The sequence below is a fragment of the Sorangium sp. So ce426 genome, from assembly GCF_051475585.1.
Lineage (GTDB): Bacteria > Myxococcota_A > Polyangia > Polyangiales > Polyangiaceae > Sorangium > Sorangium cellulosum_B.
Genome location: NZ_CP150341.1, coordinates 9666807 through 9687338, shown reverse-complemented (window position 1 = coordinate 9687338; position 20532 = coordinate 9666807). Strand labels below are relative to the sequence as shown.

Sequence of the window (20532 nt, the reverse complement as noted above, 5' to 3'; positions counted from 1 at the left end):
ACGCCGTCGTGGTCGTGAACGTGGTCGTGGTCGTGGTCGTGGTCGTCAACGGCTAGGTCGTGAACGTGAACGTCTCGCTCCGGCGTTCCTCCGCCTTCCGCGATGTCGAGCAGAATGGAAAGCGCTGCTCGACGCAGCTGAGCAGCCAAATCCGTCAGCACGCGAGGAGCTCGATGTTGCGACAATCGTCGACCACGGTACCGGACGGAACGTCCACGTCTACGATCGTGTCGTCGACGACCACGACCACGACCACGTTCACGTTCACGTTCACGTTCACGTTCACGTTCACGTTCACGTTCACGTTCACGTTCACGTTCACGTTCACGTTCACGTTGGTTACCGTCTTCAGTGCGACATCGGGAGAACCGGACAGTCTCCTATCTCTCTCCTCCCCGTCTCCCTGTGTACTCTCGCTCTGTGGTGCTAGCCTCCACTCCCGCCGCACGCGTCGCCGGTGGCGACCCACTGCCCCTGTACGCAGTCATAGAACTGGTAGTCGGCGCCGCAGACGCTCTGTCCGCACGAGGCCGACACGGGGTTGCCGAGGTAGTCCGTGCCGCCCGTACACTGGCACGAGCCTGCGCACGCGATGCCGGCGGCGACCCACTGTCCCTGTACGCAGTCATAGAACTGGTAGTCGGCGCCGCAGACGCTCTGGCCGCACGAGGCCGATCATGATGGCAGGTGCACGGATGGGGCCGCGCTTCGAGCCTCCCCCTGTCACGTCCAGCGGGCCCACGCGCACCACCAGCCAGGAGTGCCGACGCGCCCGCGCCCGCCCGCGAGCAGCGGCAAGGCGACGGTGAGCCCCGCGGCCCCCTGGCCGCGAAGGCCGAGCTCCGCCTCAGGATTCGACGAGGATCGCGGTCCGGGAGCGTCCCGGCGATTTGTGACGGCTGGCGGGGGCGCCGCGCAACCTGAGGGAAAGAAGCTTGGCTTCCATCACCCGCAGAGGAACCATGCCCCACGCGTATCGACTCGCCTCCTTCTCGATTCTCGGCTTGCTGATCGCTTGCAGCTCGACGGATCCCGACGTCACGCCCGGCGCAGGCGCGAGCTCTGGAGGAACCTCCGGCGCGGGGGCGACGACCAGCGGCGGCGGGGCGACGGCGACGGGCGGTTCCGGTACCACAACGGGTGGAGCAGGCGGCGCCGGAGCCACCACCGGCGCAACGGGCGGCGTCACCGGGGGCGCGGCCGGCTGGGGTGACGCGGGCGCTGGCGGCGGGGATACGGGTGGAGCGGGCGCTGGTGGAGGGGACACGGGTGGAGCGGGCGCCGGTGGTGAGGGTACCGGCGGGTCGACCCCGGTTGGGGACCTCCACATCACGGATCCCGTTCCGGGCTTCGCGAGCGTCGCTGGCGGCACGACCGGCGGCGGCACGGATCTGAGCTCGGCCATCACGGTGGCCTCGATGAGCGAGCTCCAGGACGCGGCGAAGGGCTCGACCCCGGCGATCATCCTCGTGAAGCCCGGGAACTACAGCGGGACGCTCGCGCCGGGCGCCAACAAGACGATCATCGGCATCGGCCCCGGCGTGACCATCACCGGCAACATCCGGATGAGCGGCGCCGGCGTGAACAACATCATTATCCGCAACCTCGCCGTGCGGGGCGCGCGTTGCGCCAGCTACGACGAGTGCAAGGCCGGAGCAGACGCCGTCTACACGGGGAACGGCGCGCACCACGTCTGGCTGGACCATCTGGACATCTCCGACGGCCAGGACGGCAACTGCGACATCACCCAGGGAGCCGACTACGTCACCGTCTCCTGGTCGCGCTTCTACTATACATACGACAAGGAGCACCGGTTCTCGAACCTGATCGCCGGCAGCGACGACGAACCGGCGAGCCAGGGCAAGCTGCGCATCACGTACATGAACAGCCACTGGGGCGAGCGCGTCGATTCACGCCAGCCTCGCGGGCGGTACGGCAACGTCCACATGCTCAACAACTACCACAAGACCGGCGGCGGGCAGATCCACGGCGTGGGCAAGGACATGGCGCTCATCGCCGAGAACTGCGTCTATGATGAGAACAGGTCGATCTGGACGGACATGGGCAGCCCAAGAGGCTGGAAGGGGATCGGCAACCAGGGGACCGGCGACGACTTGAACGACTCGAGGGGCACCGTCTTCGAGATCCCGTACCGCTACACGCCGATGCCGGCGTCCCAGGTCGTCGCGGCGGTCACCTCCAAGGAGTGCGGAGCCGGCAACACCTGCACGTTTGCTTACTGAGAGCTCCCCCCGGCGGGTAGGCCGGAGAGGGCCTCTTCGATTTCGGTTCGATTCCGGTTGGTCGAAAAGAGCGATGTCCTCGGTCTGAAATATCCATGCAACAAGGGGCGTCCGCCTCAGCCCGGCCGCGCTCTCCACGCCAAGGCGAGCCCGGCCGTGAAGCGCGGGAAGCGAGGCGTCCAGGTGAAAAGAAGCCAAAAAATCGCGCATGAGCACGCTGCACGCGCGATTTTTTTGTCATCATTCCCTCAGGAAGGGGATGACCATGGATAGCATTGGCGAAATCCTCAACAGGAAGGGTCGGAACGTCTACACCATCTCGCCGGACGCAACCGTCTTCGAGGCCGTGCAGTCGATGTGCGTGCGGCGCGTGGGCGCGCTGCTCGTGAGCAGCGACGGATCGCCGAGCGGGATCATCAGCGAGCGGGACGTGATGACGCGGGTGATCCTGGCCCGGCGCGATCCGGCGGACACGCCCGTCGCGGAGGTGATGACGTGCGGCGTCGTCTGCGTCGAGCCGAGCACGCCGGCGCGGCAGGCCATGGCGGTCATGACCGAGCGACGCTGCCGCCACCTTCCCGTGGTCCAGGACGGGCGGGTGATCGGGATGATCTCGATCGGCGACCTCGTGCACTGGGTGAGCCGCGAGCAAGAGGCCGAGATCAAGATGCTGACCGAGTACGTGCAGGGGGTCTACAGCTGAGCGCCCGGCAAGCGGCTGCCTCCCCTCCGGGCTGCCTGTGCCATCGTCCCGCTGGATGGCCCCGGACGGAAAAAAAGATACGCTGTCCGCATGCGCCAGCTTGCTTCGTCCCTTGCCGCCCTCTCCCTCCTGCTCTCGTTCACCCCGCCAGCCCTCGCCGAGGAAACCGTCACGGAAGCGCAGTGGGCGAAGTCCTACGGCTTCCGTCTCGGCGTGGAGGCGGACGTGCTCACCAGCACCATCGAGGCGAACCTCCCCGACTGGGAGACCGTGAGCAGCGACGGGGCGAGCGGCGCGTGGGAGGGGAACTCCTTCGTGGCGTCCTTCGCGGCGGTCGCCCAGATCAAGCTCATCGGGGGGCTCCACCTCGACGCCGAGCTGCCGTTTGCGTACGGGAGCAGCCAGGCGAGCACGTCCGGCCCGGCGGAGGGCGACGCCGCGACCGTCGCGCCGGAGCTCGAGGGGTTCTTCTTCGGCAATCCCTCGATAGGACTTCACTACGCCGGGAACATTTCTACCATGCTGATGCTCGTCGGCGGGCTCTCGGCCTCCATCCCCATCACGCAGGATCCGTCCGACGACACGAAGGCGGCCGCGGCGGCGGCGCTGGCCGTGCGGGGGTACTTCGACACGCAGCGGGCGCTCCTGGAGCACGTCCCGCTGCGGGCCCGCGGCGGCATCGAGCTGCGCCCGATCGAGGCGCTCTATGTGCGGAGCGATCTCGTGGCGATGTTCGCCATCCCCACGGGCGGCGGCGAGACCGAGTTCTTCATCGAGCAGAGCAACGAGGCGGAGCTGCGCAGCGTGGGCGGGTTCGGGGTCGGCGCGCGGCTCCAGGCCGCGTTCCCGCTCACACAGACCGACAAGATGCAGCTCGCGGCCGAGCCCTTCGTCGGGGTGGAGCCACCCGCGTCGGGCCTGTACTTCCGGGCCGGGCTGCTCGTGGCGCTGGACGAGCCGCTCGGGTTCGGCCTGGAGCAGGGCAAGCTCGCGACGCTCCGTCTCGCCGTGGGGGCCAGATTCTGAGTTGGCTTCGGCCGCGTGGCGCGAAGGGACAGGGCCTGCGGGACGGACCTGTGCTGGCGCGGGGGGTCTGCTAGATATCCCTGTGAATGAAGCGACGGACAGCAGAGCTCAGCGCCGAGGATCTGCAAGCGCTTGCGCGCTCCCCCAGCGAAAGTCTGCGCATCAAGGCGGGGCTGCACCCGCGCACGCCGCTCGCGACGCTGCTCTCACTCGCCACCGACCAGGCCATCAACGTTCGTCGCGCCCTCGCCCGCCGCACGGGCGCTCCTCGCGAGGTCCTCGCGCAGCTCGCGCGTGACGCCTCGCGCGCCGTCCGGTGCGCTGTCGCCGCCCATCCAGGCTGTGACGAGCCGCTCCGCCGCTTGCTCTGGACCGACGGCGACGGCAACGTGCGCGCGATCGCGAGACACGCCGCGGCGATTCCGCGTCACTTTGGCGAAGACCTCGCGCGAATCTCGCGCAACGAGCCGGTGGCCGCTTCCGTGCTCGCCGAGTTCGCCGAGCTCGGAGGCCAGGCACGCCGCGCCGTCGCTTCGCATCGCGAGTGTCCGCGCGACTGGCTCGAACGCTTCCGTCACGACGCCGACGCAGCCGTGCGGCTCGTCGCCGAGACGCGCATGGGTCTCTCGCTCGACACACTGCGTGCCTTCGCGCAGCACCGACTGGCTTCTTATCGCGCCATCGCCGCCGCGTCGCTGCCTTGGGACGACGCGAGGATGCCCGAGCTGCTCGCTGATCGGAATGAACGCGTCTTGCTCGCGCTCTTGCGACGGCCGGACTTCCCCGCCGCGTTTTACCCCCAGATCACAGACAGTCCGCCGCCCGCCGTGCGTCTGCTGCTCGCAACCCACGAAGCGCTCGATGCCGCGCACCTGCAGGGCCTGCTGCGCGACCCGCTCTCGGGTGTTCGTCGACGTCTGGCGCGGCGCCGCGCGCTGAGCGCCGAGCAGTTCGAAGTGCTTGCGAGCGACGACGACACCTGGGTGAAGCTCGAGCTCGTGAAGCGCCCCGATTGTCCCGAAGCGTGCCTGCGCCAATGGAGCCGTGCCTCGAGCGAGCTGTTGCGTCGCGCCGTGTTCGCGCATCCAGGCGTGACGCCCGACATCCTTGTCACCGCGAGCGCCCTGCGCGACAACCACTGCGAGATCGGAAAGCACCCGCTCACACCGGAGCATATCCTCGTCCAGCTGGCCGACTCCGCCGACCTCTTCGTCCGTGGCGCCGTCGCGCAGAATCCGAGCACGACCGAGCGCATGCTGTCGCAGCTCGCGCGCGACCCCGACTCGTATGTGCGCTTGCTCGTTGGCAGAAACGAGGCCTGTCCACTGTCCCTGCTGCTCGATCTCGAACACGACCCAGACTTCGTCGTGCGCCGTCACATCGTATGGCGCGCGGACTGTCCGCTCGATACCCTGGAGCGGCGCGCCACCGACGAGAACGCGCATGTCCGCTACGCCGTCGCGGACCACCCGCGAGCCACCGCCGCGGTGCTGTCGGTGCTGGCGCGTGACGGAGCGATGTTCGTGAGTTCGCGCGCCAAGGAGCGTCTCAGCGGCTCCTGACGACGCGGCTGGAGCGGGGGTAGGACGATTCGGAGGGGGCGCGTGCTGATTCGATCGGGGCGAGCGGGACGGGGGGAGCGCGCCTCGGGGAGGGGGCGGGGGCGCGGACGGGCTCGGATGCCGGTGCCCGCCCCCCTTGAACCCGGCGAGGTTCGCCTCCACGCTCGTGCCCACACCGCGCGGCCGCTGAGCGCGGCCGCTTTGCTCGGAGATGATCATGCCCCTCGAACGCCCTGCCCTGAACCCCAGCGATCTCGAGCCCCGCACCGGCTCGACGTACCCCGAGCCGTTTCCCGCGCGCGTCACGCCGCGCGAGAAGCGCGCGCTCGGCGACGCGCTCGGCCTGACGAAGATCGGCGTCAACCTCACCACGCTCTTCCCGGGCAAGGAGTCGGCGCTGCGGCACTACCACTCTGACGAGGACGAGCTCGTCTTCGTGCTGGAGGGCGAGGTGGTGCTGCGCACGGACGACGGCGAGCAGGTGCTCACGGCGGGTCAATGCGCGGGCTTTCCGGCCGGCGCGCGCAACGGGCATCACTTCGTCAACCGCAGCGCCGCGCCAGCGCGTTACCTCGAGATCAGCAACCGCGATCCCGAAGACGGTGTCGAGTATCCCGACGAGGATCTCGCCTTCCGCAAGGTGGGCGGCGAGTACGTCTACACGCACAAGGACGGAACACCTTACTGAGTGGATGAGGTGAGCACGCCTCCGAAAAGCGCGCTTTACACAGGGCTTGTCTAGAGCGACAAACGGGTTGAAACCCCGAGAAAAAGCAGGAATTTCACAGGGAGGCGGGGAGGCGGGGAGGGAGAGACGGCAAGAGGGAGAACTTCATTTTTTTTTTTTCTTCCTCCCCGCCTCCTCGCCTCCCTGTGAAAATTCTCCGGGTTTCAACATGATCGCTGTTCTAGATCTCCAGCTGCGGTCCGTCGTCGAGGACCAACAGGTCGAGATCGCGGAGCTGCTCGCGGTCGCCCACGACGTCGATCCGGGCGATCTTGCCCTGCGCGAGGGTGAAGCGGAGCACCCGGAAGAGCCGCCCCTGCGGGGCGACGACGATGCCCACCGTGCCGTCCACGAGGGCGGGGCGGGCGAACCTGGCGCCGCGCGCGGCGGGGATCGCCTGCTTGGCCCAGGCGCGCGCGCCGCGGACCTCGCTCCCGGCCGGGGGCTCGGCCGTGGCGTCGGTGTGGATCACGACGTCCGGATCGAGGATCGCCACGAGCGCGTCGAAGTCGCCGCCGCGCATGGCCGCGATGAAGGCGTCGACGACCTCGCGCTGGCGGCCGACGTCGGCGTCCGGGGACGGGGGCGCTCCTTGCACGCGGCGGCGGGCGCGGCTCGCGAGCTGCCTCGCCGCGGCCGGGGAGCGGCCCACGATGGCGGCGATCTCCTCGAAGGGCACCGCGAACAGGTCGTGCAGCACGAAGGCGAGCCGCTCGGCGGGGGTCAGCGTGTCGAGCACCACGAGCAGCGCGAGGCCGACGGAGTCGGCCAGCACCGCCTCGCGCTCGGGGTCGGTCCCGGCCTCGCGGTCCGCGGCGGGGTCGGGCGCGGCTATCGGGTCCTCGCGCCGCGCCTTGCGCGAGCGCAGCATGTCGAGGCACACCCGCGCCACGACCGTCGTCAGCCACCCGCCCAGGTTCTCGACGCCGCTCGTGTCGGCGCGGCTCAGGTGGAGCCAGGACTCCTGCACGGCGTCCTCCGCCTCGCTCAGGGAGCCGAGCATCCGGTACGCCACGGCCTGCAGATGGGCCCGGTGGGCCTCGAACCGCCCGGCCAGCCAACTATTTTCATCCATCGGTCACACTCCCTCGTCGTGCTTCGTCATGGCTGTGACGGACGAACTCTAGCCGATGTGACGACGCGAACGGACGTTCAGCGCCTCGTCACGGTTGGCGAGCACACCCGAACGCCTCGGAAGGAGCACGAACATGCTGAAAGCACGGATGAAGAACCCCGCGATGGTCATCCCCGACGTCATGCAGCCGATCTACGCCCTGATCGGCGCGGTGAAGAAGAGCGGCGTGCCGGCGCGGACGCTCGAGCTCGTCCACCTGCGGGTGAGCCAGATCAACGGGTGCGGCTTCTGCGTCGACATAGGCGCGCGCGAGATGAAGAAGACGGGCGAGACCGACGAGCGCATGTTCGCCGTGGCGGCGTGGCGCGAGACGCCCTATTTCACCGAGGCGGAGCGCGCCGCGCTCGCGCTCGCCGAGGCCGCGACGAGGCTCAGCGACCGCGCGGATCCGGTGCCCGACGCCGTCTGGGAGGAGGCCGCGCGGCATTACGACGAGCCGGCGCTCGCGGCGCTGACCCTGCACATCGGGCTGATCAACCTCTTCAATCGGTTCAACGTGACAACGAGGCAGATCGCCGGCTCGATGAAGTTGGATACGCGCGCGGACAACCGCTGACGGGGAGAAGCCGTGGGATTAGCGTCCTAGGAGCGACCAGAAAGGGCGCTCATGTCCCGGCGCGCGGTGAGCCATGCGGTCCCGGCGGCGGCCAGAAGCGCGGCGGCGCCGAGGACATAGAGCCGGCGCAGGGCGACCCTCGTCTCGTCCGGATCGAAATCGGTGAGCGAGCTCCGCGCGCCGCGCGGCAATACCCAGGCGTCGCTCCCGCCGCCGATCGCGCGCACCGCGCGCCCGAGCGTCTTCTCGGGCGCCATCCGGCTCTGAACGTACAGGATCCAGCGGCCCAGCGGCGTATGCCCCTTCGGCTTCTGCTCCATCGACGTGATGACGCGGCGGAGCTCGGCGGCCGTCTCGGCCGCGCTCCCCTCGCCCGGCAGGCGGGCCCACTCCCCGTGACCCGGCAACACCCACGCGAACCTCAGCCAGCCGGCCTCGGCCGCCGCGAGCAGATACCGCACCGAGCGGATCTGGCGCTCCCAGTCCTCCCAGCATTGCAATCGATGCGCCACGAGCTGACCCAGGAAGCGCGAGTAGCTCAGGTGATCGCCGGTGAACAGGAAGCGGCGTCGGTACAGGAGGCATAACGAGCCCGGCGTGTGCCCGGGCTGCGGCAACAGCATGATCTCGGCCTCTTTGGCCGCCTCTCTCGAGAGCGACTCCCCCTCGAGCGAGAGCGGGCCGAGCTCGTTCCCGGGCTTGATCTCCACGTCGCCGGTCGAGGGCATGTACTTGTTCTCACGGAGGTTCACGTCCGCGGCGCCGAGGATGCGGCGGCAACCCGGGAAGCGGCTGGCGAGCTCGGCGTGGTGGTTCGTATGGTCCCGGTGCGTCAGAAAGAGCCATCGCACGCCGCCGTGCTTCGCGAGCCAGCGGTAGTCGGCGGCGGCTCCGGGCCTGAGGCCCCCGAGGTACCGCGCCTCCCGGCCGTTCCGGCTGGCGATGGCCGAGAAGCCGCTGGTCTCGATGCTCCCGCAGGTTCCGGCCAAGACGGGCGCGAGCGCGAGCGAGAGCGCGAGGACGCGACCGACATGATCTGATGAATCCTTGGCGGCCCCCTTTCATACCAAGGATGGCGAGGGATGCGGGATGCGCCCGCGACGAAATCACCTCAGCGCGCCTGGGCGCTGCGAGGTGCCGCGGGCCGCGATTGTGGACAGGCGAAAACCGGGCCAGCGTCCGGCGGGCGAAGCCGGCGGTCGGCGAGACGCGACATGGTTATGCCTCGGCCCGGCGAGGGCGACTAAGGTAGTATTGATGGCCGCCGTGACGAGCTCCAAGCCCATGTCTGCCACGGAGAGGGATCATGGATCGTTCCGTCTACATCACCAGCACTGGCGCCTTTTTGCCTGGCAAACCGGTCCCCACCGAGGAGATGGAGCAATACATCGGCAAGATCAACGACAGACGCTCCAGGCTCGGGCGCCTCGTCCTTCGGCAGAACGGCATCAAGACACGTCATTATGCGTTGACACCGGAAGGCGTGCACCTTCACAGCAGCGCAGACATGGCGGCTCGCGCGATCCGGGACGCGCTTTCGCGCAGCGAGATCGCCGCGGAGAGGCTCTCCTTCCTGGCGGCGGCCACCACCCAGGGCGACCTCCTCGTCCCCGGTTTTGCCAGCGCGGTCCACGGCGAGCTCGGCCTGAGGCCCATGGAGATCGCGAGCTTTCAGAGCGTCTGTGCCAGCAGCATGATGGCGTTCAAGTCCGTCTACCTCCAGCTGAAGGCGGGCGAGCACGACTGCGGTGTGGCCTGCGCCGCCGAGTTCTCCAGCCGCTTCTTCCGCCCTGGCTTCTATGCCGGTCGGGAGCAGGAAGGCGAGGACTCCTCCGCCTTGATGGAGACCGAGTTCCTCCGCTGGACCCTCTCCGACGGGGCCGGTGCCTGGCTCCTGGAGTCCCGGCCGAACGAGGGGCGCCGCTCCCTGAGGGTGGAATGGATCGATCTCTGCTCCTACGCCGACCGCTTCGACCCCTGCATGTACGCGGGCACCTCCAGGAACCGGGCGGGTGAGAGGAAGCCCTGGAGTCACTACGACAGCCCTGCGCTCGCGGCGCAGCAGGGCGCCGTCGTCCTCAGGCAGGACTTCGATCTGCTTTACCGCATGTTCCCCGTGTGGGCGAAGCACTACCTCGAGCTCGTGGATCGGCGATGTCTTAGGCCCGAAGCCATCGACCACTTCCTCGCGCACTACTCGTCCCACTCTCTCCGCGGAGAGATGGTCAAGCTGCTCGCCAAGACCGGGGCGATGGTGCCCGAGGCTCGCTGGTTCACGAACCTCTATTCCCAGGGGAACACGGGGGCCGCATCCATTCTCCTCATGCTGCACCAGCTGATCGAGGAGCGGGATCTTCAGCCGGGCCAGCAGATCCTCGGCTTCATCCCGGAGAGCGGCCGCTGCGTCATCGCCTTCATGCTGCTCACGGTCGTCTGATCCGCCGTCATCACCAGGGAGGTTCAGGATGCTTCCAGAACGTACATCGCCTCGAGACGAAGATTCACCGCAGGCCGTCCTGCGCGGGCTGTCGTCCATCTGGCTGGATTTCGAGTCCCAGGTGCATCACATCCCGATCGTGCGGCGCGTGATCGATCGTCGCGTTCGCCTGGCCGATTACCACGAGCTCCTGCTGAACCACCGGGCGCAGGTCATGAACGGGGCGCTCTGGATCGCGCGCGCCGCCTCCAACGTCGGCCACGAGTTCGCCGAGCTGCGCTCGCGCTTCATCCGCCACGCGGCCGCGGAGCATCGCGATTACCTCATGCTGGAGCAGGATTACCTGAAGAGCGGCGGCGACCCGGCCGGGCTCGCGCGGCACGAGCTGAACATCGGCAGCGAGGCCCTGTCTGCCTGGATCTTCCATCGAGCCGATCAGCCGAACCCCTTCGATCTCCTCGGCGCCATGTACATCATCGAAGGCCTCGGCAAGCGGGTCGCGGCCCAGTGGGCCGAGCATGTGCAGTCCGCCCTTCGCCTGGAGGCGCAGGCGGTCAGCTTCTATCTCTATCACGCGAAGGCCGACGAAGATCACCTGGGCCAGCTGGAAGAGGCGCTCCGCTGTGGCATCTTGAACCTCCCGCGGATGGCGCCGAGAATCCTCAAGACCGCCCGGATCACCGCGCGACTCTACCGCCTCCAGCTCGAAGAGATCGGGAGCTACTGACATGGATTTTCAGGGCTTTTTCAGGAAGATGAAGCACGACCCCAGGGATCCCGATCCGTGGCTGGCCTTGTACCTGGACCGGTCCTTGCTGATCGACGAGAGGGCCAAGGCCGCCTTGCTGAAGAGCCAGCGCAGCTACGCGCGCAGGGTCGTGATGCCGATCGTCAGGCCGTTCGCCCGCCTGTCGATCTCCGGCATCAAGCTCATGAAGATTCTTGTCCCGACGAGCTGGCAGTCTCCGTGGTTGTTGCACCGGTCCATTTACTGGGGTCTGAGGCTCTTCGTCGCCCCGGAGGCCAATTATCTTATCCTACGTCACTTCACCATCGGTACGGAGATCTTGAAATTCATCGAGGACAACGTCCCGGGCATCGATATCGAGACGACCACGCCGCTGAGGACCAGGAGGCTGGAGGACCTCTTGAACAACACGTTCACGGTCCACGATCTGACCTTCTACAACTTCATCATCGAGCTGAACGAGAAGCTTCGCGCAGAGGGGCGTGAGATCGAGCCCCGGAAGGAGGTCGACCTCTCTGCCATCACGGACGACGACGCGAGCATCGACGACCTCCCGAACACCTGGCTGAACGTCGTCGACCTGCAGACCGCCATCGAGATCTACACGCCGCTCTATGCGCTGTTCCTGTCTGACCACCATTTCTGGCGGGCGAGCAACTCGCTGCAGCTGGACGAGATCATCGCGCTCTACATCGGCAAGATCCTGAACGACCCGCTGCCTGTCGCCCTGGTGCACAACCATCATCCCATGGTGCCCAGATCGACGCTCGACGCCGGTTTCCGGTTGACGCTACACGGCCTCGACTCCGAGACCCTGCACGGACACCTGAGGAAGCTGAAGGCAGAAGCGAAGAGAGCGGCGGCCCAGGGAACCCTCGCGCCGTGACGATCTCCTGAATCCTCCTCCTCGAACCGAGGCTTCTTCGGTCGGCGCGAGCTCTCGATGCACATGACGCTCGGCCCGGGTGCAGCAGGAACCCGCTCGGTCGCCGGGAAGCGCTGAGGCGACCACGGCCTCGTCGTGCAGCAGAGGTCGTCCGAAATAAATTCCAGAGGCAGGATCGCTGGTCGCATTCCGTCCTGCTCGACACTACGATGAGGCTCCGACAGCAGCGCCCCTGCGAGGGGGGCAACGATGGAGCTGCGGGATTACACGCTGGAAAAGGTAATCTACGACGGCAACGAGACGCGGGTATGGCGCGCGGTTCATGCCCCCTCGGGGGCGCGCGTGGCAATCAAGATCCCGGTGGCCGAGGTGGCCAGTCCGCGCGTGATGGGGCGGCTGATCCACGAGCACCAGGTGCTCATGCAGCTCGCCGAGGTGCCCGGGGTGGCGCGCGCGCGGGCGCTGGAGCAGCGGGGCGGCACGGCGGCGCTGGTGCTCGAGGATCCCGGCCTCGGGTCGCTCGATCGCCTGCTCGCCAGTCAGGGGCGCGTGCCGGTCGGGGCGGCGCTGCGGCTCGGCCGGCTCCTGTCACGGGTGCTCGAGGGCGTGCACGCCGCCGGCGTGATGCACAAGGACATCAAGCCGCAAAACGTGCTGGTGGACGAGGCGTGCGAGAGGGTCACGCTGCTCGACTTCGGCATCGCCTCGCTGCTGTCCCAGGAGGCGACCGAGGCGAGCATCCCCGAGGCCCTGGAGGGGACGCTGGTCTATATTTCCCCGGAGCAGACGGGGCGCACGGCGCGCGCGCTCGATACGCGCACGGACCTTTACTCGCTGGGGGTGACGCTCTTCGAGGTGACGTCGGGGCGGCTGCCGTTCACGGAGCGTGATCCGCTCTCGCTGGTGCACGCGCACCTGGCCAAGGACCCGCCTCCGCTCGATGCCGTCGCCCCGGAGGTGCCGAGGGCCGTGGCGGCCATCGTGGCGAAGCTCCTGGCCAAGGATCCCGAGCGGCGCTACCAGACGGCCCGCGGCGCGGCGGAGGATCTGGAGGAGGCCCTCCGTCAATGGGACGAGCGGGGCACGGTGGAGCCGTTCGGCCTGGGAAGAAAGGACTTCTCGCGCAAGCTCCGGTTGCCGCAGGTGCTCGTGGGGCGGGAGCGCGACGTCGAGCGGGTGGGTGAGTCGTTTGCGCGCGCCGCGCAGGGCATGACGGAGCTCCTGCTCGTCGGCGGCCCCTCGGGCATCGGCAAGACGGCGCTCGTGCGCACCGTCTACAGGGATATCGCGCAGGCGGGGCGCGGGCTCCTGATAGCGGGAAAGCACGATCAGCTCGCGCGGTCGACGCCCTATGCGGCGCTGGCGCAAGCGTTCGGGGCGCTGATGCGCCAATGGCTCTCCAGCTCGGAGGCGGTGCTCGAGGCCTGGCAGGAGCGGATCCGGCGCGAGGTCGGGGACAACGCGCGGCTCATCGCCGACGTCGTGCCGGAGCTCGATCTGGTCATGGGCAAGCTGCCGCCGGTGCCGCCGGTGGAGGGCGAGCAGGTGCTCAACCGGCAGAAGCTCACGTGGCTGAATTTCGTGCGAGCCGTCACGGCGCCGAACCCGCCGCTCGTGATGTTCCTGGACGACATGCAATGGGCCGACAGCGCCACGCTGATCATCCTGCAGACCTTGCTGACGGACGTGGAGCGCAAATCGCTGCTGGTGATCGCGGCGTACCGCGATAACGAGACGCCGCCCGAGCACCCGCTGTGGAAGCTCGTGGAGGCGGTGGAAAAGAGCGAGGCCAACGTCTCGCGGATGACGGTGGGCCCCCTGTCGGCAGAGCAGGTGCAAAAGTGGTGCTCGCGGACGCTGGAGAGCGAGCCCGCGCGGGTGGAGCCGCTGGCGCGCGTGCTCTCGCGCAAGACCCGTGGAAACCCCTTCTTCCTGGAGCAGCTGCTGCTCTCCCTGCACCGGCAGAAGCAGGTGGTGAGGGACCCGGAGACCGGGGCGTGGCGGTGGGAGCAATCGTCGCTGGAGAAGGCGAGCGTCACCGACAACGTGGTGGCGCTCCTGACGAACAAGGTGCGTGAGATGCCCGAGCCGACGCAGCAGCTCCTGGGGCTCGCGGCCTGCGCAGGCCACACGTTCCACCTGCACGACCTGGAGCGGCTCAGCGGGTGGGAGCGCGCCCGCGTGACAGGGGCGTTATGGCCGGCGCTGGACACAGAGCTGGTGGTGCCGGTCGATGGGGCCTACCGCCCCGCGCAGGCGCTCGGGGTCATCGGCGCGGCGGCGATGGACGCCGCCTACCGGTTCCTGCACGACCGCGTGCAGCAGGCGAGTTACGAGCGGATCTCGCCGGAGCAGCGGGTGCTCGCGCACCTCGAGATCGGCCGCCGGCTAGAGGCGCGCCATCACGCCGAGGGGGGGACGGCCCAGCAATTCCTGGAGCTCGTGCGGCACCTGAACCTGGGCGCGGCGCGGCTCGAGTCCGTGGAGGAGCGCAAGGAGCTCGCGCGGCTGAACCTGGAAGCAGCGCGCGCCGCGATGGCGGCGAGCTCGTACCGGTTGATGACCAACCTGCTGGACAGCGCCCAGGCGCTCCTCGGCGAGCGGGCCTGGGAGCAGGAGCGCGCGCTGTCGGTGGAGATCGGGCTCGAGCGCCTGGAGGCCGCCTATCTGCTGCGGGAGTTCGACGACGTCGAGGCGCGGGCGCTCGCCTTGCTGGAAAGGCCTCTGCCGGAGGTCGCCTGGCTCTCGGCGCAGGAGATCCGCACGCGCTGCTGCGTCGCCACGGGCCAGTACACGCGGGGAATCGGGCTCGGGATGGCCGCCCTCGCGAAGCAGGGCATCACGTTCCCCGACACGGACGAGGCGTGCCAGGTCGCGCTCCTGCGCGAGTCCACCGCGCTGGATCGATGGCTCGATCGCGAGCCGGACGGGTTCGATCGAATGCAGGTCGATCCGTCGCTGGAGCACCGGCTCATCGATGCCCTGATGACGCAGGCGCAGCTCTGCGCGATCTACGGTGGCCGGCCGATGCTGTATTCGCTCGTCATCGCCCGCATCGTGTCCGAGGCGATACGGCGGGACGCGCTCACGCCCGCCGCCACCCTCATGATCTGCAGCTTCGCCAACGCGTGGTCGGTGGCGACGGGCATGTACCGCCGCACCATGCGCTGGCTCACGCCCGGGGTGCGCGCCGCAGAGCGCGTGGGCTCCGCGATGCTGCCCGAGTGCCTCGCGCTCAAGGGGATCTACCTCGGCCACTCGAGGCCCATCGATGAAGCGTCCCCCGTCTATGAGCAAGCCATCGCGGCCGGCCTGAAGATCGGGTCGTTTCAAGGCACGAGCTGGGGGCTCCTGTGCGACTTGCTCTACTACCGGCTGTGGCGCGGCCTGCCGCTCGGCCAGGTCGACGCGCAGCACAAGGCGCGCTGGGAGCTGGTGCAGCGCGCGGGGGACGCCGTGGGGCGACACCACTTCGAGCTTGTCGCGTCCTTTTGCGAGGTCTTGATGTCCCCTGACGGCGAAGGGCGCCTCCTGGAGGAGGAGCCGTTGCCGCGAGGTTCTCGCTCTCTCCTTGCCGACGGGGACAGGTACACCGGAGGGTTCGCTCGTACCCTGGAAGGGTATCTGTTCTGCGCCGTCGGGAAGTGGGAGCGGGCGCTGTCGAGGATGCGGGAGGCGGAGCAATTCCAGGCGGACCTCCTCGGCATCCCGATGGTGACGGACATCGCGCTCTTTCTCGCGCTCGCGGCGGCGAAGCGCTGGCCCGACGCCGTCACGGACGAGGAACGGGCGCGGCTGCGGCAGCACATCGAGCGCAGCCTCGCGCGATTGCGCTACTTCACCGAAGGCTGCGAGGCCAATTTCCTCCACAAGCTGCGCCTCGGCGAGGCGGAATACGCCCGCGTCCTGGGCAAGCGCGACGAGGCAGCGGCCAGATACGACGAGGCCATCGAGCTGGCCCGCGAGCACCGCTTCCTGCACATCGAGGCCCTGGCAGCCCAGCTCGCCGCCGAGTCTCGGCTGGAGGAGGGCAAGGGCCACGTCGGGGCGATGTACCTGCGCGAGGCGCGCGAGGCCTACGCGCGCTGGGGTGCTGACGCGGTGGTCGCCCATCTGGGCGCGAGGTATCCCGCCGTGCTCAAGGCGTCCATGCACGAGTCGGCCTCCGAGCGCACGACCGTGACGGCGACCACCACGACCACGGGCGGGTCCACGGGCGCGCATTTCGACGTGAAGACCGCGGTGCGCGCGGCGCAGGCGCTCTCGGGCGAGCTCGACCCGGGGCGCGTGGTCGGACGGCTGATGGAGCTCACGCTGGAGAACGCGGGGGCGCAGCGCGGCGCCCTGGTGCTCAGCGAAGGGGAGGCGCTCTCGGTCGTCGCTCGTTTATGGGTGGAGGGGACCCGCATCGAGGCGGGCCTGTCGGAGCCCCTCGGGCAGAGCCACGACGTGCCGGTGGCGGTGGTGCAATATGCGGCCCGCACGGGCGAGCCGGTGGTGACGGGCGACGCGCGGTCCGACGCGCGCTTCGCCGGCGACCCGTACCTGGCATTGCACGCGGTGCTCTCGCTGCTGGCGCTGCCCTTGACGCATCGGGGCCACGTGGTGGGCGTGCTGTACCTGGAGCACCGCGACGTGCCGTCGGCGTTCCCTCCGGCGCGCGTGGAGCTCCTGTCGGTGCTCGCCTCGCAGGCGGCGATCGCCGTCGAGAACGCCGTGCTGTACCGGGACCAGGAGGTCAAGATCCAGGAGCGGACGGCGGAGCTGCGGATCGCCAAGGAGGCGGCCGACCGCGCCAATCGCGCGAAGAGCGATTTCCTCTCGAGCATGAGCCACGAGCTGCGCACGCCCCTCAATGGCATCCTGGGATACGCCCAGTTCCTCATGCGAGCGCCCGAGCTCTCGCCGAAGAGCCGCGAAGGGGTGCAGATCGTGAAGAGATCGGGCGAGCACCTGCTGGCGTTGCTCAACGACCTCCTGGACCTGGCGAAGATCGAGGCGGGCAAGATGGAGCTCGTCCCCCGGAGGTTCGACTTTCCCTCCTTCGTGCGCAACGTGGTGGATCTCTGCGGCGTGCGCGCCGAGCAGAGGGGCATCGCCTTCACCCACGAGGTGCGGGGCCCGGCGCTCGCCGCCGTGCACGCGGACGAGAAGCGCTTGACGCAGGTGCTCCTGAACCTGCTCGGCAACGCCATCAAATTCACCGAGCGCGGCGCGGTCACCCTGCTCGTCGACGTTCTTGATGAGGGAGGAGCTGGTCCGCGCGACGTGCGCTTCCGGATCGAGGACACGGGCACCGGCATCGCCCCGGAGCACCTCGCGCGCATCTTCGAGCCCTTCGAGCAGGTGGGAGACCAGCGGGTGAAGAGCGAGGGCACGGGGCTCGGCCTCGCCATCAGCAAGAGGATCATCGAGCAGCTGGGCGGGACCATCCATGTCGAGAGCGAGCTCGGCAAAGGCAGCGCGTTCACGGTGACGCTCGCGCTCGCCGAGGCGCCCTCTCCCGCGGCCGCCGACGAGGCCCCGGCGTGGGCCACGATCACCGGGTATCGCGGCGAGCGCCGCAAGGTCCTCGTCGTGGACGACAACCCTCGCAACCGCGCCTTGTTCTGCGATCTGCTGGTCCCCATCGGCTTCGACCTCGTCGAGGCCGACAGCGGCGAATCCGCGCTGCGGCTCGCCCTGGAGCACAGGCCGGCGCTGATCCTGATGGACCTGGCCATGCCAGGCCTGGACGGCTATGAGACCACGCGCCGCCTGCGGCAGATGCCCGAGCTCGACGGGGTGGTGATCCTGGCCTCGTCGGCGAACGTCACCGCCGCCGAACAGCCGAAGGGGGCCCACGCCGGCTGGGACGATTTCTTGCCGAAGCCGGTGCATGCCAGCCTGCTCTTCGAGAAGATCGCGCGTTTTCTGCGCGTGGAATGGACGCATGAACCGGTGAACGCCGCCGCCCCCGCGGTGGTGAAGGGGGATGACGCGCTGGCGCCGCCCTCGGCCGAACAGCTCTCGCTGCTGTCGCGGCTGGTGGCGTCGGGCCGTATCCGGAAGGTGCTGGCGGAGGCGGAGCGGATGCAGCAAGTCGAGCCGCGGCTCGGCCCCTGGCTCGATCAGCTCCAGACGCTGGCGCGGACGTACCAGATGCGGAAGCTGCAGGAGTTCGTCGAGGAGCACGCCGCGGCAGGCCAGGTGGCGGCCGACGGTCGGCGATCATGAGCAGAGCCTCCGCGCCCGGCGCTCGTGAGCCCACGATCCTCATCGTGGACGACATGCCCACGAACCTGGCCCTGCTGGTGGATCATCTGGAATCCGCGGGTCATCAGGCGCTCGCCGCCGAGGACGCGGAGGCGGCCCTGAAGCGAGCCAGCCTCATGAAACCCGACCTGATCCTGCTGGACGTGGTGATGCCCGGGATCGACGGGTTCGAGACCTGCCGGCGCCTGAAGGCGGCCGAGGGCACCCGAGACATCCCGGTCATCTTCATGACCTGCCTCGGAGAGGTGGCGGACAAGCTCGTGGGGTTCGAGGCGGGCGGCGTCGATTACATCACCAAACCGTTCGAGATCGAGGAGGTGCTCGCGCGGATCAGGACGCATTTGAGCTTGCGCGAGGCGCAGAAGGAGCTCGAGGCGAAGAACGCGCAGCTCCTGCGTGCTCACCAGGAGCTCGAGCAACGGGTGCGAGAGCGCACGGCCGAGCTGGCGAGCTCGAACGCCGCCCTCGAGGCGGAGAACGCCGAGCGCCGGCGCGCGGAGGTCGCTTTGCGCGAGAGCCAGCGCCTGCTTCAGGCCATCATCGACAATTCCACGGCGGTCATCTTCGTCAAGGACCTCGAAGGACGGTATTTGATGATCAACCGCCGCTACGAAGAGCTGTTCCATGTGACCGCGCGGTGGATCGCCGGCAAGACCGACTATGATTTGTTCCCCGCGGAGTGCGCCGACGCGCTCCGCGCCTTCGACCGGCAGGTGGTGGCGGCCGGGGGGCCGCTGGAGATGGAAGAGATCGTGCCCCACGACGATGGGCTCCACACGTACATCGCGATCAAGTGTCCGCTCTTCGACGAGTCGGGCCGGGCGTATGCGGTCTGCGGGATCTCCACGGACATCAGCGATCGAAAGCGGACCGAGGCGGAGCGGGAGGTGCTCCTCTCTCGGGAGCAGGCGGCGCGGGCGGATCTCGAGCGTACGGGGAGGCTGAAGGATGAGTTCCTGGCGCTCTTGAGCCACGAGCTGCGGACGCCGCTCACCGCGATCCTCGGCTGGTCGCAGCTGCTCCGCCTGCGCGGCCCATCGGACGAGATCCTGGGCCGGGCGCTCGGGACGATCGAGCGGAACGCGCGGGCGCAATCCAAGCTCATCGACGATCTCCTCGACATGTCGCGCATCATCGGCGGGCGGCTGAGCCTCGACGTGGAGGTGGTCGATCTGGGCGAGATGCTCGAAACGCTGCTGGAATCGGCGGAGCCGGCGGCGAAGGCGAAGGGGATCCGCCTCGAGCTCAGCGTCGAGTCGGCCGGAGAACAGGTCATGGGGGACCCGAACCGCCTCCAGCAGATCGTGTGGAATCTGGTCAGCAACGCGATGAAGTTCACGCGGCAAGGCGGGCAGGTGAAGGTGTCGCTGCGCCGCGAGGGGTCGTATGCGCGCCTCGCGGTGAGCGACACGGGGATCGGCATCGCGCCGGAGTTCTTGCCGTACGTATTCGAGCAATTCCGGCAAGCAGACGCCTCGACCACGCGCGAGTACGGCGGGCTGGGTCTGGGTCTCTCGATCGTGCAGCACCTGGTGGGGCTGCACGGGGGGACCGTGGAGGCGGCCAGCGCAGGGAAGGACCTGGGGGCGAGCTTCACGGTGACGCTGCCGCTTTCGGCCAAGAACGCCGAGGCGCTGGCCAGAGGAGAGCCGCCGTCGATGCCGCAGCGCCGGCCGTCATGGCACCGCGCCGGGGAGCTCTTGAGCCTGAAGGGGGTGCGGGTGCTCGTGGTGGACGACGAGCCGGACACGCGAGAGCTGCTCCTGCGGATACTGACGGAGTGCCAGGCGGAGGTGCGGACGGCGGGTTCGGTCGTGGAGGCGCTGGCGGAGCTGGAGCGGGACCAGCCGACGGTCCTGGTGAGCGACATCGGTATGCCGCACGAGGGCGGGTATGAGCTGATCCAGAAGGTGCGGCAGTTGCCGGAGGAGCGTGGGGGGAGCGTGCCGGCGCTGGCGTTGACCGCCTTCGCGCGCGCCGAGGACCGCGCGCGGGCGCTCATGGCCGGATACCAGATGCACCTGGCCAAGCCGGTGAAGCCACCGGATCTGGTGGCGCACGTGGCGACCCTGGCCGGGCGAATCCATGGCGGGGCCAGATGAGGATCGACGCCGCCTGCTCCGATCCGTTCGCCGCGCACGCCGGGCACGGCGCGCTCCGAGATCAGCTTCACGCCCGCACATTGTGGACGGGCTGCACCCGGGTTGGAGAGCACGGCGGCGCCGCGGCGGATTTCCCTCGAATGGCCGTGCGG

The 20532-nt window shown here is 68.7% G+C and carries 14 protein-coding genes; 11 read left to right on the top strand and 3 right to left on the bottom strand.

Annotated features, from left to right (window positions below):
* Positions 1 to 154: 154 nt before the first annotated feature.
* Positions 155 to 334 (bottom strand): hypothetical protein, encoded by a 180-nt coding sequence (locus WMF44_RS36260; RefSeq protein ID WP_437294613.1) that lies wholly within the window; start codon positions 332 to 334, stop codon positions 155 to 157.
* 628 nt (positions 335 to 962) lie between these two features.
* Here WMF44_RS36260 and WMF44_RS36255 point away from each other — a divergent pair.
* From WMF44_RS36255 to WMF44_RS36235, 5 genes are all read left to right on the top strand, one after another.
* On the top strand, positions 963 to 2243 hold the full coding sequence (locus tag WMF44_RS36255; RefSeq protein WP_437294612.1) for a pectate lyase family protein: 1281 nt from the start codon (positions 963 to 965) through the stop codon (positions 2241 to 2243).
* 265 nt (positions 2244 to 2508) lie between these two features.
* On the top strand, positions 2509 to 2946 hold the full coding sequence (locus WMF44_RS36250) for a CBS domain-containing protein (protein WP_437294611.1): 438 nt from the start codon (positions 2509 to 2511) through the stop codon (positions 2944 to 2946).
* 90 nt (positions 2947 to 3036) lie between these two features.
* On the top strand, positions 3037 to 3972 hold the full coding sequence (locus tag WMF44_RS36245) for a hypothetical protein (protein WP_437294610.1): 936 nt from the start codon (positions 3037 to 3039) through the stop codon (positions 3970 to 3972).
* Between the two features lie 86 nt (positions 3973 to 4058).
* Entirely contained in the window at positions 4059 to 5534 is a 1476-nt protein-coding gene (locus WMF44_RS36240; protein ID WP_437294609.1) for a hypothetical protein, read from the top strand.
* A gap of 217 nt (positions 5535 to 5751) precedes the next feature.
* The gene (locus WMF44_RS36235; RefSeq protein ID WP_437294608.1) at positions 5752 to 6222 is read left to right on the top strand and encodes a cupin domain-containing protein; all 471 of its coding nucleotides are present in this window, start codon (positions 5752 to 5754) and stop codon (positions 6220 to 6222) included.
* 220 nt (positions 6223 to 6442) lie between these two features.
* Here the strand turns inward: WMF44_RS36235 and WMF44_RS36230 are convergent, their stop codons facing one another.
* On the bottom strand, positions 6443 to 7336 hold the full coding sequence (locus tag WMF44_RS36230; protein ID WP_437294607.1) for a sigma-70 family RNA polymerase sigma factor: 894 nt from the start codon (positions 7334 to 7336) through the stop codon (positions 6443 to 6445).
* Positions 7337 to 7472: 136 nt separating this feature from the next.
* On the opposite strand from WMF44_RS36230, the gene WMF44_RS36225 reads away from it, so the two are divergent.
* The gene (locus tag WMF44_RS36225) at positions 7473 to 7952 is read left to right on the top strand and encodes a carboxymuconolactone decarboxylase family protein (RefSeq protein WP_437301657.1); all 480 of its coding nucleotides are present in this window, start codon (positions 7473 to 7475) and stop codon (positions 7950 to 7952) included.
* Positions 7953 to 7978: 26 nt separating this feature from the next.
* Here the strand turns inward: WMF44_RS36225 and WMF44_RS36220 are convergent, their stop codons facing one another.
* A complete protein-coding gene (locus tag WMF44_RS36220) occupies positions 7979 to 8941 on the bottom strand; it encodes a hypothetical protein (RefSeq protein WP_437294606.1) in 963 nt (320 codons plus the stop codon).
* Between the two features lie 317 nt (positions 8942 to 9258).
* On the opposite strand from WMF44_RS36220, the gene WMF44_RS36215 reads away from it, so the two are divergent.
* The 5 genes from WMF44_RS36215 (at position 9259) to WMF44_RS36195 (ending at position 20380) form a co-directional block, all read left to right on the top strand.
* Entirely contained in the window at positions 9259 to 10389 is a 1131-nt protein-coding gene (locus WMF44_RS36215) for a beta-ketoacyl-ACP synthase III (protein ID WP_437294605.1), read from the top strand.
* Between the two features lie 28 nt (positions 10390 to 10417).
* Entirely contained in the window at positions 10418 to 11116 is a 699-nt protein-coding gene (locus WMF44_RS36210) for an iron-containing redox enzyme family protein (RefSeq protein ID WP_437294604.1), read from the top strand.
* Position 11117: 1 nt separating this feature from the next.
* Complete coding sequence (locus WMF44_RS36205; protein WP_437294603.1) at positions 11118 to 12023, top strand: DUF6999 family protein; 906 nt, start codon at positions 11118 to 11120, stop codon at positions 12021 to 12023.
* Positions 12024 to 12272: 249 nt separating this feature from the next.
* The gene (locus WMF44_RS36200) at positions 12273 to 18239 is read left to right on the top strand and encodes an AAA family ATPase (protein ID WP_437294602.1); all 5967 of its coding nucleotides are present in this window, start codon (positions 12273 to 12275) and stop codon (positions 18237 to 18239) included.
* Positions 18236 to 20380 carry a response regulator gene (locus WMF44_RS36195; RefSeq protein WP_437294601.1) on the top strand — a complete coding sequence of 715 codons (2145 nt, stop codon included), beginning with the start codon at positions 18236 to 18238 and terminating at the stop codon, positions 20378 to 20380. The genes WMF44_RS36200 and WMF44_RS36195 overlap by 4 nt, the downstream gene beginning before the upstream one ends.
* Positions 20381 to 20532 lie beyond the last annotated feature (152 nt).